The sequence below is a fragment of the Sphingomonas sp. 37zxx genome, assembly GCF_000786205.1.
In the GTDB taxonomy this organism is placed as follows: domain Bacteria; phylum Pseudomonadota; class Alphaproteobacteria; order Sphingomonadales; family Sphingomonadaceae; genus Sphingomonas.
Genome location: NZ_JROH01000003.1, coordinates 1 through 14,569, shown reverse-complemented (window position 1 = coordinate 14,569; position 14,569 = coordinate 1). Strand labels below are relative to the sequence as shown.

Sequence of the window (14,569 nt, the reverse complement as noted above, 5' to 3'; positions counted from 1 at the left end):
AATCGATTGTGAAGAGCGTATCACTCAGGCTTGGGCTTCACAGAAAGCCACAGCGTGGGAGGATATCGTGAAACTGCATCTCTTGCTGGCTGGCGTTGCCGCCGCATCCTTTACCGTTTCTGCCGGAGCGCAGACCGTTGCCGTCCAGGACGATTCCGCGCAGTCGACCGAAGTCGAATCAGCGTCGGACGTTTCGAGCGAAGAAGACATCGTCATCACCGCGGTGGCGCAGGGCACCAACCGGCTGAACAGTTCGATCACGATCAGTTCGATCGGGTCGGATTCGCTGGTGCAATTGGCGCCGCGCACCTCGGCTGAATTGCTGAGGAACCTGCCCGGCCTTCGCGTCGAGGCATCGGGCGGCGACGGCAATGCCAATATTTCGGTGCGCGGCCTGCCGGTGGCCAGCGGCGGATCGAAGTTCCTGCAGCTTCAGGAGGACGGCCTGCCGATCCTGGAGTTTGGCGACATCACCTTTGGCAATGCCGACATTTTCCTGCGCGCCGATTTCAACGTCCGCACGGTCGAGGCGGTGCGCGGCGGATCGGCATCGACGTTCGCGTCGAACTCACCCGGCGGCGTCATCAACTTCATTTCGAAGACCGGCGACCAGGAAGGCGGCGCTTTCCAGCTTTCGAGCGGCCTCGACTATCGCGAATTCCGCGTCGATTTCGACCAGGGCGGCAAGCTTTCCGACAGCCTATCCTATCATTTCGGCGGCTTTTACCGGATCGGCGATGGCCAGCGCGAAGTCGGCTATGACGGCGTGCGCGGCGGCCAGTTCAAGGCGAATATCACCAAGTCGTTCGGCGATGGCGGCGATGTGCGGCTGTACGGCAAATATCTGAACGATCGCGCGATCGGCTATCTGCCCAATCCGGTGCAGGTGACGGGCAGCAACAGCGACCCCGAATATCGCGATATCGCCAATTTTTCGATCAACAACGGCACGCTGCACAGCGGCAATATCCAGAACGTCCAGACATTGGACGGCAACAACCGACCAACGACGCGCTCGATCGCCGATGGCCAGAATCCGGTCGTCTATTCGATCGGGCTGGAGACGCAGATCCCGATTGCCGATGGCTGGAACATCGTCGAACGCTTCCGCTATGCCGATATTTCGGGCGGCTTTACCTCGCCATTCCCCGCTGCGGTCGGCTCGGCGCAATCGCTTGCCAACGGCCTGGGCGGGGCGGGCGCGCAGCTATTCTTTGCCAGCGGCGCGCAGGCGGGTCAGCGTATTGCCGATCCGGCATCGCTCAACGGCAACGGCCTGCTTGCCAATATCGTGTTGTTCGACGTCGATCTGAAAAGCCTGAACAACATCACCAACGACATCCGGATCAACGGATCGGTGCCGATGGGTGCCGGATCGCTGTCGATCACCGGCGGCTTCTATGCATCGCGCCAGGACATTCAGAGCGACTGGCTGTGGACGTCGTTCGTGCAGACCGTCGCCGATGGCGGTCGGTCCGAACTGGTCGATATTCGCACCGCCGCGGGTACGCCGGTGACGCAGAACGGCGTGCCGGGCTATTCGGCCAGCTTCTTTGGCAATTGCTGCCGGCGCTCCTACGACCTCGATTACACGACCTATGCGCCGTTCGCGCAGCTTGGGCTGGAGATCGGCCGGTTCAATATCGACGGTTCGCTTCGCTATGATTTCGGCCAGGCGCGCGGCAGTGTTGCCGGGGCCGATCTGGGCGCTGGCTTTGGCAGCGGCATCACCGCGTTCGACATCAACGGCAATGGCGTGATTTCCGCGCCCGAGCAGCAGGTTGCGGTCATTCCCGGCGTGCGTTCGCCGCTCGATTACAATTATGACTATCTGTCCTATTCGGGCGGCGTGAACTTCCGCCTCACCGGCAGCACGGCGCTGTTCGCGCGTTACAGCCGGGGTGGGCGCGCCAATGCCGATCGGCTGTTGTTCGGCCCGTCGATCAACCCCGTCACCGGCGGCCTGACCGATCAGGGCGCGGCGGTCGATTTCGTCCGCCAGCTCGAAGGCGGCTTCAAATATCGCCAGGGCGGCCTGTCGCTCTATGCAACCGGCTTTTGGGCGCGGACCGAGGAGCAGAATTTCGAAGCGACGTCGCAGCGTTTCTTCAACCGCGAATATGATGCCAAGGGTATCGAGCTGGAGGGGCGGTTCGCGCGCGGTCCCTTCTCGCTGTCGGCGGGCGGCACCTATACCGATGCCGAAATCACCCGCGATGTGCTCAACCCGGCGGTCGAGGGCAACAGCCCGCGTCGCCAGGCCAAGTTCATCTTCCAGGCGACGCCGCAGGTCGATTTCGACCGGGTGACGATAGGGGCGAACGTGATCGGCACCACCGACAGCTATGCCCAGGACGATAACCAGTTGGTGATGCCCGGCTTTACCCAGGTCAACGCCTTTTTCTCGGTGCGCCCGGCGGACAATGTCACCGTTACGGTGAACGGCAATAATCTGTTCGATGTGACCGGCATTACCGAATCCGAAGAGGGTGCGATCCCGGCCAATGGCATCGTGCGCGCGCGGTCGATCACCGGGCGTACCATCTCTGCCGCAGTCCGCTTCGGCTTCTGATCGGAGCAGGGCAGGTGACGCCATCGTCCTCGACCGAGCGCCGCCTTCAGGCGCTCGGTCCCCGCCTGCGGCGTCAGCTCGAACGGCTTTATGGCCGCCAAGCCGATGCGATCTGGCCCCGGCTGGAGGCGATGCTGCGTGAGCGCGCGGCGGCGCGACCGGCGGCGCTGGTCGCGCTCGATTCGGCGCGGCTGGCCGAACCCGACTGGTTCGTCGCGCCCGACATGCTGGGCTATTCGACCTATGTCGATCGCTTTGCCGGTACAGTCGATGGCGTGATCGGCAAGGTCGATCATCTCGAATCGCTGGGGGTGCGGTATTTGCATCTACTCGCGCTGCTGAAGGCGCGGGCGGGCGACAGCGATGGCGGCTTTGCGGTGGCGGACTATCTGGCGGTCGAGCCGCGATTGGGCAGCATGGCCGATGTCGAGCGGCTGGCGGCGCGATTGCGCGCGGGGCGGATCAGCCTGTGTGTCGATCTGGCGCTGAACCACACTGCCGACGATCATCCCTGGGCAGTGGCGGCGCGGGCGGGCGATCCGCACTATCGCGCCTTTTATCACGTCGTCAGCGCGAGCGAGGCGGCGGCCTATGAGGCTGATTTACTTGAAGTATTTCCGACCACGGCACCGGGCAATTTCACGCCGGTGCCGGCGATGGGCGGATCGGTCTGGACCACCTTCTACCCGTTTCAATGGGATTTGAACTGGGCCAATCCCGAGGTGATGCTGGCGATGGTTGACACGATGTTGCGGCTGGCCAATCATGGGTTTGAAGCGTTTCGGCTCGATTCGATCGCGTTCCTGTGGAAGGAGATGGGCACCAATTGCCGCAATCGGCCACAGGCGCATTTCATCGTTCGCGCGCTGCGCGCCGCGCTCGACATCGTTGCGCCGGCGACGCTGCTGAAGGCCGAGGCGATCGTGCCGACCGCGCTGGTGCCGCCCTATTTCGGGGCCGACGAGGCCGATGACTGGGATGGCGGGTTCGAGCCCGAATGCCATCTGGTCTATAATAATTCGCTGATGGTCGCGGGCTGGGTGGCGCTGGCCGAGCAATCTGCGGCGCTGCCGCAGGCGATTGTCGAGGCGAGCGGTGGCCTGCCGCGCGGGGCCAATTGGCTGAGCTATGCGCGCTGCCATGACGACATCGGCTGGGGCGCGGTGATCGGCGATCTTGCCGGGATCGACGCCGATCCGGTCACGCGGTTGAAGGCGGCGGCGCGGTTTCTGGAAGGCGGCGAGGGCAGTTGGGCGCGCGGCGAGCCGTTTCAGTCCGATGGATCGGTGCTGCACGGCTCCAACGGCACGATGGCATCGCTTGCCGGGCTCGAATCGGCATCGAACGCGGCCGAGCGGGAAATGGCGTTTCGCCGGATCGCGCTACTCAACGCGCTGGCGATCGCCAGCGGCGGGCTGGCCACGTCGTACATGGGTGACGAGGCGGGGCTGCTGAACGACCGCAGCTATCGCGACGATCCGCAGCGCGCGCATGAAGGCCGCTGGCTGCATCGCCCGGTGATGGACTGGGCGGCGCTATCTGCGCCTGCTGCAAAGCGCATCACCGGCGACCTTTCGGCGCTGCGCGCTGCGCGGATCGCCAGCGGCGGTGCCGGCGCGCCCGGGGCGCTGCCAAGCGCCAATCCGGCGCTGCTTTGCATCGCCTGTGGCAGCGACCGCGTATTGTTCAATTTCTCGGTCGCTCCAGTGCGCTTCGGCATGCTGGAGGGCTGGCAGGACCGTTTGTCGAGCACATCCATCGGGGGCGATGCCATGATCGAAGCTTGGGGCGTGATATGGGCGGGGCCGGCAGCATGACCCGCAGCCCGCTGCTTGGCTGTATCGAGGCGGGGGGCACCAAATTCGTCCTCGGCGTCGCGCGTGACATCAACACGATGTTGCAGACCGCCACCATCCCGACCACCGATCCGCAGGAAACGATCGGCACCGCGATCGAATTCTTCGCGGCGGCGCAGGCCGAATGGGGGCCGTTCGATGCGTTCGGCATCGCCTCTTTCGGTCCGGTCGACCTCGACCGTGCCTCGCCGCATTGGGGCCATATCGGCGAAACGCCCAAGGCCGGGTGGAGCGGCATCGACCTGGTCGGCCCCTTTGCCCAGGCTTTTGGCTGCCGCGTGGGGTTCGACACCGACGTCAACGGGGCGATCCTTGCCGAAACCATGTGGGGCGCTGCGGTGGGCACCGATGTCGCGATCTATGTCACGGTCGGCACCGGAATCGGCGGCGGCGCGATGGTGGAGGACCGCCCGGTACATGGCAGTTGCCACCCCGAGATGGGACATATGCTTCCCCGCCGTCACCCCGACGATCGCGATTTTGCCGGGGTCTGCCCGTTTCATGGCGATTGCCTGGAGGGGCTGGCAAGCGGCCCTGCCATTGCCGCGCGCTGGGGCGCGTCGCTGTCCGAGCTTGCCGCCGATCACCCGGCGCACGAGATCATCGCCGATTATCTGGCGCAACTGGTCATCGCGCAGCAGGCTATCCTGTCGCCGCGACGGATCATCCTGGGGGGCGGCGTGCTGGGGACGCCGGGGTTGCTAGAGCGCGTTCGCCAGCGGGCGGCGCGGTTGGCAAATGGCTATTTCGGTGCCGATGATTATGCGACCCTGATCGTGCGACCGGGCCTGAACGGGCGCTCGGGGTTGCTCGGCGCGATGGCGCTTGCACAAAGGGCACGTCGATGACCAAGCCGCGTCTATCGCTGCTCCGCCTGATCGAAATGAACCTGGGGTTCCTGGGGCTGCAATTTTCGTTCGGGCTGCAACAGGCCAATATGGCCCCGATCTATGGCTATCTGGGTGCCGACGAAGCGACGATGCCGCTGCTGTGGCTGGCCGGCCCGGTGACCGGGCTGCTCGTCCAGCCGCTGATCGGCGCGATGAGCGATCGCACCTTCACCCGGATCGGGCGGCGCACGCCTTATTTCCTGATCGGCGCGGTGCTGTGCAGCCTGTGCCTGATCGCGATGCCCTTCAGCCCCAGCTTGTGGGTCGCGGCCAGCCTGTTGTGGGTGCTGGATGCCGCCAATAATGTAACGATGGAGCCGTATCGCGCCTATGTCGGCGATCGGCTGCCCGATGATCAGCGCGCTGCGGGGTTCCTGACGCAATCGGCTTTTACCGGGCTGGCGCAAACATTGTCCTATCTCGCCCCGTCGCTGCTGGTGTGGATCGGCTTCAACAAGGACGCGGTCGACGTCAACGGCATCCCCGACATCACCCGCTTTGCGTTCCTGATCGGTGCTGTGCTGTCGCTCACCACGATCCTTTGGTCTGTCGTGCGCGTGCCCGAATTACCGCTGCCGCCCGAGGAGACCGCACGGCTGAAGGCGACGCCGCTGACCTTTGGTGGCGCGCTCGGCGATCTGCGGACCGCGTTCGTCGAAATGCCGCTGCCGATGCGGCAATTGGCGCTGGCGATGCTGTGCCAATGGTATGCGATGTTCGCCTATTGGCAGTTCATCGCCTTTGCCGTGGCGCGGTCGCTGTACGATACCGCCGACGTCAGCAGCACCGCGTTTCGCGATTCCGTCCTGACGGTCGGGCAGCTTGGGGCCTTTTACAACGCCATCGCCTTTGTCGCGGCGATCGCGCTGGTGCCGGTCGCGCGCCGCTGGGGTGCCAAGCGCGCGCATGCCGCCTGCCTGCTGGCATCGGGCGTAGCGATGCTCGCCATCCCCGGCATGCGCGACGAAGCGGGGCTTTTCGCTGCGATGCTGGGCATCGGCATCGGCTGGGCCAGCATGATGGGCAATCCCTATGTCATGCTGATCGACATGATCCCGCCCGAGCGCAACGGCGTGTATATGGGCATTTTCAACATGTTCATCGTCATTCCGATGATCATCGAAAGCCTGACCGTGCCGTTATTCTACCAATCGTTGCTGGGCGGCGATCCGCGCAACATCCTGTATCTGGCAGGTGCGTTGATGGTGCTGGGCGCAGCGGCAACGCTGCGCGTCGCTCCGGTCAAACGTTGAAGCGGAACAGCAAGACGTCGCCGTCCTGGACGACATATTCCTTGCCCTCCGACCGCAGCTTGCCGTTGTCGCGCGCGCCGCTCTCGCCCTTGAACGCAATATAATCGTCGAACGCGATCGTTTCGGCGCGGATGAAGCCGCGTTCGAAATCGGTGTGGATCTCGCCCGCCGCCTGCGGAGCCTTTGCCCCCACCTCGACCGTCCAGGCGCGCGCTTCCTTGGGACCGACGGTGAAGAAGGTCAGCAGGTGGAGCAGCTTGTACCCGGCGCGGATGACGCGCGCGAGGCCGGTTTCGCTAAGGCCCAGTTCGGCGAGGAATTCGGCGCGATCCTCTGGCGGCATCGTCGCGATTTCGGCTTCGATCGCCGCCGACACCACCACGGCTTCGGCACCCTCGGCTTTGGCCTTTTCAAACACCCGCGCGGAGAAGTCGTTGCCCTCGGCTGCATGCTCTTCATTGACGTTGCAGACGTACAGCACCGGCTTTGCGGTGAGCAGTTGCGCCTGTGCGAGCAGCCGGGCGTCTTCGGGGTCTTTCAGTTCGGTCAGCCGCGCGGGCTTGCCCTCGCGCAGCAGGTCGAGCGCGCGCCCAAGCACGGCGGCCGCCGCCTTGGCCTCCTTGTCGCCCTGGGTGCCCTTTTTGACCAGGTTGGGTACGCGCTTTTCCAGGCTTTCGAGGTCCGACAGCATCAATTCGGTTTCGACCGTCTCGGCATCGGCGATCGGATCGACCTTGTTGTCGACATGCTGGATGTCGTCATTCTCGAAACAGCGAAGCACATGGACGATCGCGTCGACTTCGCGGATGTTGCCGAGAAACTGGTTGCCCAATCCCTCGCCCTTGCTCGCGCCGCGCACGAGGCCGGCGATGTCGACAAAGCCCAATTGCGTTTCAATCTTCTTGGCCGAGCCAGCGATTTCCTGCAGCCGATCGAGCCGGTCGTCGGGCACCGCGACGTTGCCGACATTGGGCTCGATCGTGCAGAATGGATAATTCGCCGCCTGCGCCGCAGCGGTCTGCGTCAGCGCGTTGAAGAGCGTCGATTTGCCCACGTTCGGCAGGCCGACGATGCCACAGCGAAAACCCATGAAGATGCCCTTGTCGAAGAAAGTTCGGGATGCCGCGCCAAGGCGACAGGATGGCGCGGCCATAGCGCGCGCGCGCGGGGCTGACAAATGCACCCGTGCGCGGCCTTCAGGGGTTATGCTGCGATGAACGAGGCGATCGATGGCGCGGCGATCGGCTGGGCGAACGTCGGGGCAACCTACATCCGGTAGTTGAAACTCACGCTGATCCGGTCCTGCGTGCCGGTATTGGGCATCACCTCGTGGCGAAGCCAGCTTTCCCACAGGAACACGCTGCCGATTTCAGGCTTGGCATAGACGAAGGTGTCGGGGCGGGCAGGGGCGGCCATCATCATCGACAGCCGCGGATCTTCGAGTTTGAGCGCCCCCGACCCCGGCGGCACCGCGATATAGATGGTGCCCGAGACGACGCTGTGCGGGTGGATATGCCCCGAATGGGTGCCGCCGGGTTGCAGGACGTTCACCCACAGGCTGTCGAGCTTCAGCCTTTTGCCCCCCAGGTCGAACGCACACGCTTTGGCGAAGGCGGCGACATGGCGGTTGAGGTGCTTCACCAGATCGCCGAACGCGGGATCGCGCAGCGGCAGATCGTTGAGCGAGGCGTAGGAGGTGTAGCCGCGATAGCCATGCTCGCGCGACCATTGCCGCCCCGCCCGATCATCACGCGCGAGGGTGCGGACCGAGGTTTCGAGTTCTGCCAGTAACGCGGCGTTGTCTACGCGGTCCTGGTAGAATTGCGTGGGGAAGAGCGAGCGGATTGGCATGGCGGCGCGGTAGCGCGATGCGGCGGCGGCGACAACGGGCAGGCAGAGCCCTACCGCGCCATCCGCACCGCGACGTCGCTCATGAACCGCGCATCCTGCCCCTCGGCGAGCCAAGCGGCCTCCGCCGCCACCGCACCCAGCAAATCGGTCAGATCCTCGATTTCGGCCTTGGCGAAATTGCCCAGCACATAGCCGGTCACCCGGTCCTTATGCCCCGGATGGCCGATCCCCAGCCGCACGCGGCGGAAATCCTCGCCGATATGCGTGATCGTCGATCGGATGCCATTATGCCCCGCCGCGCCGCCGCCCTGCTTCACCTTGACGCGAAAGGGGGCGAGGTCGAGCTCGTCGTAGAACAGGGTCACGGCCTGGGGTTCGAGCTTATAGAAATCCATCGCGGCGCGGATCGCGCGGCCGCTGTCGTTCATGAAGGTCGCGGGTTTGAGCAGCAGCAATTTCTGGCCGCCGATCCGCCCCTCCTGCACCCAGCCCTGGAATTTCTTGGTGCTCGGCGAAAAGCCGTGGACTTCGGCGATCGCATCGACTGCCATGAAGCCGATATTATGCCGGTGCATCGCATATTGCGGCCCCGGATTACCAAGCCCTGCCCATAGCTGCATCGGTTGCGTCCTTCATGGTTGGCGGGTGGCTGATAACGAAAGGGCGGAGCAGCGTCTCCGCTGCCCCGCCCGATCGTCGCCGCAAGGAACAAGGGTTGCCCCCTTTGTTACTCGCCGCTGTTGTCTTCGCTCGCCGCTGCGTCTTCGTCGGCGCGCGCCTCGGACTTCATCGCCGATGGGGCGATGATCGTGGCGATGGTGAAGTCGCGATCGTCGATCGTCGGCTCGGCGCCCTTGGGCAGCGTAACGTTCGAGATGTGGATCGAATCACCCACCTCAAGCCCGGTCAGCGCGATTTCGACCTGGTCGGGGATGTTGCCCGCATCGACCACCAGCTCCAGCTCGTGACGGACGATGTTCAGCACGCCGCCCTTCTTCATGCCGGGCGATCCGGCTTCGTCGGTGAACACCACCGGCACGTTGACCGTGACCGAAGCGTTCTTCGAAATGCGCAGGAAATCGACATGCACCGGGCGATCGGTGACGACGTCGAAGGACACGTCCTTGGGCAGGGTGCGGATCGCACCGCCCACGCCGTCGATCATCACGACCGAATTCATGAAGTGGCCGGTGTTCAGCAGCTTCATCAGCGCACGTTCTGCAACGTGGATGCTGAGGGGTTCCTGCTTGTCGCCGTAGATCACGGCGGGGACGCGGCCTTCACGACGAAGCGCGCGGGAGGCTCCCTTGCCAACCCGCTCGCGCGTCTCGGCCGACAGGGTAAGCGTATCGCTCATGTCGGGTCTCCGAAATACGTTGAGTTCAAAATAACCGGACAGGCCTCCAGGGATGACCCTGCCACGGAACGGGCGCGCATAGCGGATTGTGGGGGAGGGGGCAAGCTATAGCCCTCTCCCGCAAGCGGGAGAGGAGTGTTGGGTCGGTCATGCCCCCGGCATGACCTGAATAGCACGGGGTGCTATTCACCCAACACTGGTGAGGGTCTTCTTCTTCTACCGTCGCCATTGTCGCCAAAAACCCTCACCGCTGCGACTAGGGGTCGCAAGCGCGCCCCCAAGTCTCGCTGCCTCTCCCGCAGGCGGGAGAGGGTTGGGGTTAGTACGCCACCCGCTCCACCTTCACCCCGCGCCGCGCCAGTTCGCGTTGCACCGTGTCGTCGCCGGTCAGGTGCCCCACGCCGACCGCCATGAACACCACGCCGGGCCGGCGCATCCGCTCGACGATCCACCCCGCCCAGCGGCGGTTGCGCTTGGTAATCACCGAATCGGTGAACGCCGCCGACGAAGCATGCTGGTCGCGCGTCACGATCCGCCCCATCGCCGCGACATCGCCTTGCCCCCAGGCGGCGAGCACTTCGTCGGTCGAGGTCGTCGCGCGGTCCATCCCGTCGAGCTGGACCTTGAGCATCGCGATCTGCGCCTCCTGCGACAGCGAATCGAAATAGCCCAGTTGCTGCGCGCGTTCCTCCAGCCCCGTCACCGGCTTGCCCGCCGCCTGTGCGGCGTTCGTCAGTACCGTCTCGACCCCCAAAGCCGGATCGTAACCCGCGCGCCGCAGCGGCAGCGTCGACAGCGTCGTTGCCGCCAGCCAGGGCTTGGTGCGATCGAACGCGCCCGCCGGATAGCCCTGTTCAGCGATCGCCGCCGCCAGCTTGGGGCGATATTCGGGGGGCAGGCGTTCGGGCAGGCTTGGCCCCTGCGCCAGCGTGCCGACCGAATCCTGCACCCGCCGCGCCGTCACGGCATCGACGTTGACCGTTTCCAGCACCAGCGTATCGCTGGCATCGAACGCAGCGCGCACCGCATCGTCGAACCAGCCGAGTCCCGGTTTGAGCCAGTGAATGCTGCCGAACAGATAGATGGTGGTGTCGGCGTCGCGGACCACCCACAACGGCGGATCAATGTCGACCGGCGGTTGCTGCGCGCCAGTGCCGGCAAACAGAAAAGCCGCGATGGCAAGGAGGATGCGGGCGGGCACCGTTGCCCAATACCGGTTTGTGTCGGGCTTGTCGAAGCTGCGTCCTTCGCTTGCTTGCGCGCCTGGGAAAGCGCGGCGTTTCGACAGGCTCGCCGCGAATGCGGAACGTGGCCGACCATTGACCGTTCCTGGCACCTGCGCCAAAGCGAAACCCGCTCCTCCCGCACCTGCGAAGGCTCCAAATTGTCTGACGAAAAGCCGCTCAGCTTCCAGCGCATGATCCTGACGCTCCACGATTATTGGAGCGCGCGCGGGTGCCTGATCCTGCAACCCTATGACATGGAAATGGGCGCGGGCACTTTTCATACCGCAACGACGCTGCGCGCGCTCGGCCCCAATCCGTGGAACGCCGCCTTCGTCCAGCCGTGCCGCCGCCCGACCGATGGCCGCTATGGCGAGAACCCCAACCGGCTGCAGCATTATTATCAATATCAGGTGATTTTGAAGCCTTCGCCCGCCGATTTGCAGGAGCTGTACCTTGGCAGCCTCGCGGCGATCGGTATCGACATGCTCGCCCATGACATCCGCTTCGTCGAGGATGACTGGGAATCGCCGACGCTGGGTGCCTGGGGGCTGGGCTGGGAAGTCTGGTGCGACGGGATGGAAGTGACGCAATTCACTTATTTCCAGCAGATGGGCGGCTTCGATTGCAAGCCGGTGGCCGGCGAGCTGACCTACGGGCTTGAGCGGCTGGCGATGTATATCCAGAACAAGGACAGCGTGTACGACCTCGCCTTCAACGACGAGGGCGTGAGCTATGGCGACGTGTTCCTCGAGAATGAGCGCCAGATGAGCGCCTGGAACTTCGAGGTCGCCGATACCGACAGCCTGTTCGACCAGTTCCGCAAGCACGCCGCCGAATGCGAAAACGCGCTGGGCCGCGACCTGCCGATCCCGGCCTATGAACAGGCGATCAAGGCTAGCCATGTCTTCAATCTGTTGCAGGCGCGCGGGGTGATCTCGGTCGCCGAACGTCAGGCGTATATGGGCCGGGTGCGCGATCTCGCTAAGGGCGCATGTGCTGCGTATATGGCCAAGAACGGGTGGGCTGCGTGATAAAGAAGATGGTTCACGCAAAGGCGCTAAGGCTCGAAGAAGGGGTTTCGCGCAGAAGCGCAGAGGACGCAGAGAGTTGCGCTACTGGCGCAGCCACGCCGCGCCAGCGGCTATCAGACATGATGATGGTCGCACTGCCGTGCGACGATCCTTCATTCAAAACCCCTCAGCGCCCTCTGCGCCTCTGCGCGAACCGCTCACCGCTTCGCGCCTTAGCGCCTTTGCGTGAACCATTGCCTTCTTACCCAAAGCACCCCGCATGACCGATTTCCTCCTCGAACTGCGCTCCGAAGAAATCCCCGCGCGGATGCAGGACAAGGCGCGTGCCGATCTCGAACGGCTGTTCGCCGCTGAACTCGCCAAGGCCGGCCTCACCCCCGGCGCAATCGAAACCTATGCCACCCCGCGCCGCCTGGCCCTCATCGCGCGCGACCTGCCGATGCAGACGCAAGCGGTGTCCGAGGAGTTGAAAGGCCCGCGCGCCGGCGCACCGCCACAGGCGCTCGAAGGGTTTCTGCGCAAGACCGGCCTTACCGCCGATCAGCTCGAAGATCGCGGCGGCGTGTTGTTCGCGGTCATCGAAAAGCCCGGTCGCGCGACCGCCGAGGTGCTGGCGGCGGCAATCCCCGCCATCGTGCGCGGCTTCCCGTGGCCCAAATCAATGCGCTGGGGCGATGCTTCGGCCAGCACCGAATCGCTGCGCTGGGTCCGCCCATTGCAGGGGATCGTCGCGATCCTTGGCCAGGATCTGGTCGAATGCGAGGTCGCTGGTATCCGATCGGGCTACACCACCGTCGGCCACCGCTTTCACAGCCCGCATGAAATCACGCTGGGCGGCGCGGGCGATTATGCCGAGAAGCTGCGGATGGCGCATGTGCTGGTCAACCAGGACGAACGCCGCGCGATCATTCGCGATCAAGCAGCCAAGCTCGCCGCCGACGCCGGGCTGGCGTTGATCGAGGACGAAGGGCTGGTCGCCGAGAATGCCGGGCTGACCGAATGGCCGGTGCCGCTGCTGGGCCGCTTCGACGAAGCGTTTCTCGACGTGCCGCCCGAGGTGATCCAGCTAACCGCGCGGGTGAACCAGAAATATTTCGTTTGCTCCCCCCTCCCGCTCGCGGGAGGGGCCGGGGGTGGGAAAGATGTCTCACCGAGCGCTTCGTTGCAGGAAAGCCCCACCCCTAGCCCCTCCCGCAAGCGGGAGGGGGAATTAGCCAACGCCTTCATCTGCGTCGCCAACATCGCCGCGCGCGATGGCGGCGCTCGGATTGTCGAGGGCAACCAGAAGGTGCTCGCCGCGCGGTTGAGCGATGCGCGCTTCTTCTATGAGACCGACCTGAAGGTCGCGCTCGAGGAGCAGGCGAAGAAGCTCGAGAAGATCGTCTTCCACGAGAAATTGGGAACGGTGGCCGACAAGGTCGATCGCGTTGCCAAGCTGGCCCGGTGGCTGGTGGAGGAGGGGATCGTATCTTCTTCCCCCCTCCCGCTTGCGGGAGGGGCCGGGGGTGGGAAGGATGTCTCACCGAGCGCTTCGCCGCAGGAAAGGCCCACCCCTAACCCCTCCCGCAAGCGGGAGGGGGATTTATCGCGCGAAGAACTCGCCGCCCTCGCCGAACGCGCCGCGCGGCTGTGCAAGGCCGACCTCGTCACCGGCATGGTCGGCGAATTTCCTGAGCTACAGGGCGTGATGGGCGGCTATTACGCCCGCGCACAAGGCGAAGACCCCCGCGTCGCCGACGCGATCCGCGACCATTACAAGCCGGTCGGGCAAGGCGACGACGTCCCCACCGCGCCGGTCACGGTGGCGGTGTCGCTGGCGGATAAGCTGGATACGATTTTTGGGTTTTTCCTCGTCGGGCAAAAGCCGTCAGGTTCTAAAGACCCATTTGCTTTGCGCCGAGCAGTGCTATCCATTTTGTTAATCCAGACTACAATGATCATACGCGTTTCTTTGAAGCGCGCATTTTGGGCATGGTTATTTATTGCTATTCAAGGTGCAAAGAGCTCAAAGCCGGCGCGTGGTTGGAGTCCTTGGCTAGAGGATTTGTTGCATACCCCGAATCCTTTGAATATCTTCGATGAAGGCCATATTGTCGATACGGCTTCAATCAACGAACTCGAAGAACGTACAGCCTATGCATCAGCTAGAGTATACAAAAAGTTGGTCATGGCAGCTTCTGAAGCAGTCGACTTCTTCGCCGACCGCCTAAAAGTCCAGCAACGCGAAGCCGGTGTCCGCCACGACCTGATCGACGCGGTGTTTGCGCTCGGGAATGAGGACGACCTCGTCCGGCTGCTGGCGCGCGTCCATGCGTTGCAGGCGTTTGTCGCCACGCCTGAGGGGACCAACCTGCTCGCCGGCTACAAGCGCGCGGCGAATATCCTCAAAAAGGAGGGGGTTTCTGCCCCCCTCCCGCTTGCGAGTTCGGGGTCGACAGCGCCCCGCGCTGTCGAGGATGTGCCGGGGGCACATCCGACCCCGGACTGGGTCGGGGGTGGGCCGGGAGTCTCACCGAGCGCGAAGCTGGACGAT

The 14,569-nt window shown here is 64.3% G+C and carries 11 protein-coding genes; 6 read left to right on the top strand and 5 right to left on the bottom strand.

Features of this window, described 5'->3' with window-relative positions; genetic code table 11:
• The first annotated feature begins 67 nt into the window (after window positions 1–67).
• The 4 genes from QU44_RS01445 to QU44_RS01430 are packed head-to-tail and all read left to right on the top strand — an operon-like array spanning window position 68 to window position 6,571.
• A complete protein-coding gene (locus QU44_RS01445; RefSeq protein WP_156140867.1) occupies window positions 68–2,572 on the top strand; it encodes a TonB-dependent receptor domain-containing protein in 2,505 nt (834 codons plus the stop codon).
• Between the two features lie 14 nt (window positions 2,573–2,586).
• Complete coding sequence (locus QU44_RS01440; protein ID WP_052134220.1) at window positions 2,587–4,389, top strand: alpha-amylase family glycosyl hydrolase; 1,803 nt, start codon at window positions 2,587–2,589, stop codon at window positions 4,387–4,389.
• Window positions 4,386–5,276 carry an ROK family protein gene (locus QU44_RS01435; protein ID WP_033919754.1) on the top strand — a complete coding sequence of 297 codons (891 nt, stop codon included), beginning with the start codon at window positions 4,386–4,388 and terminating at the stop codon, window positions 5,274–5,276. The genes QU44_RS01440 and QU44_RS01435 overlap by 4 nt, the downstream gene beginning before the upstream one ends.
• Window positions 5,273–6,571 (top strand): MFS transporter, encoded by a 1,299-nt coding sequence (locus QU44_RS01430; RefSeq protein WP_033919668.1) that lies wholly within the window; start codon window positions 5,273–5,275, stop codon window positions 6,569–6,571. The genes QU44_RS01435 and QU44_RS01430 overlap by 4 nt, the downstream gene beginning before the upstream one ends.
• On the opposite strand, the gene ychF is transcribed toward QU44_RS01430, so the two are convergent.
• The 5 genes from ychF to QU44_RS18090 all read right to left on the bottom strand — a co-directional run bounded on the left by ychF (window position 6,561) and on the right by QU44_RS18090 (window position 10,980).
• The gene (ychF, locus tag QU44_RS01425) at window positions 6,561–7,661 is read right to left on the bottom strand and encodes a redox-regulated ATPase YchF (RefSeq protein WP_033919753.1); all 1,101 of its coding nucleotides are present in this window, start codon (window positions 7,659–7,661) and stop codon (window positions 6,561–6,563) included. The two genes, QU44_RS01430 and ychF, sit on opposite strands and share 11 nt — an antisense overlap.
• Before the next feature lie 176 nt (window positions 7,662–7,837).
• The gene (locus QU44_RS01420) at window positions 7,838–8,422 is read right to left on the bottom strand and encodes a TIGR02466 family protein (protein ID WP_033919667.1); all 585 of its coding nucleotides are present in this window, start codon (window positions 8,420–8,422) and stop codon (window positions 7,838–7,840) included.
• A gap of 50 nt (window positions 8,423–8,472) precedes the next feature.
• Entirely contained in the window at window positions 8,473–9,042 is a 570-nt protein-coding gene (gene pth, locus QU44_RS01415) for an aminoacyl-tRNA hydrolase (RefSeq protein WP_033919666.1), read from the bottom strand.
• A 107-nt stretch (window positions 9,043–9,149) separates the two neighbouring features.
• Window positions 9,150–9,779 carry a 50S ribosomal protein L25/general stress protein Ctc gene (locus QU44_RS01410; RefSeq protein WP_033919665.1) on the bottom strand — a complete coding sequence of 210 codons (630 nt, stop codon included), beginning with the start codon at window positions 9,777–9,779 and terminating at the stop codon, window positions 9,150–9,152.
• Window positions 9,780–10,098: 319 nt separating this feature from the next.
• On the bottom strand, window positions 10,099–10,980 hold the full coding sequence (locus QU44_RS18090; RefSeq protein ID WP_197054214.1) for a TraB/GumN family protein: 882 nt from the start codon (window positions 10,978–10,980) through the stop codon (window positions 10,099–10,101).
• 216 nt (window positions 10,981–11,196) lie between these two features.
• Between QU44_RS18090 and QU44_RS18085 the strand changes: the two genes are divergently transcribed.
• Both QU44_RS18085 and glyS read left to right on the top strand, forming a co-directional pair.
• Window positions 11,197–12,036: a glycine--tRNA ligase subunit alpha gene (locus tag QU44_RS18085; RefSeq protein ID WP_033919664.1), complete on the top strand. Its 840-nt coding sequence runs from the start codon at window positions 11,197–11,199 to the stop codon at window positions 12,034–12,036.
• Window positions 12,037–12,295: 259 nt separating this feature from the next.
• Window positions 12,296–14,569, top strand: a 2,274-nt coding sequence (gene glyS, locus QU44_RS01395) for a glycine--tRNA ligase subunit beta (protein WP_052134218.1), incomplete at its 3' end; no start/stop codon positions are given.

Coding starts and splice junctions, on each gene's coding strand:
- ychF (WP_033919753.1), bottom strand. CDS start 7,661: ATGGGTTTTCGCTGTGGCATCGTCGGCCTGCCGAACGTGGGCAAATCG.
- QU44_RS01420 (WP_033919667.1), bottom strand. CDS start 8,422: ATGCCAATCCGCTCGCTCTTCCCCACGCAATTCTACCAGGACCGCGTA.
- QU44_RS01410 (WP_033919665.1), bottom strand. CDS start 9,779: ATGAGCGATACGCTTACCCTGTCGGCCGAGACGCGCGAGCGGGTTGGC.
- QU44_RS18085 (WP_033919664.1), top strand. CDS start 11,197: ATGATCCTGACGCTCCACGATTATTGGAGCGCGCGCGGGTGCCTGATC.
- pth (WP_033919666.1), bottom strand. CDS start 9,042: ATGCAGCTATGGGCAGGGCTTGGTAATCCGGGGCCGCAATATGCGATG.
- QU44_RS01430 (WP_033919668.1), top strand. CDS start 5,273: ATGACCAAGCCGCGTCTATCGCTGCTCCGCCTGATCGAAATGAACCTG.
- QU44_RS01435 (WP_033919754.1), top strand. CDS start 4,386: ATGACCCGCAGCCCGCTGCTTGGCTGTATCGAGGCGGGGGGCACCAAA.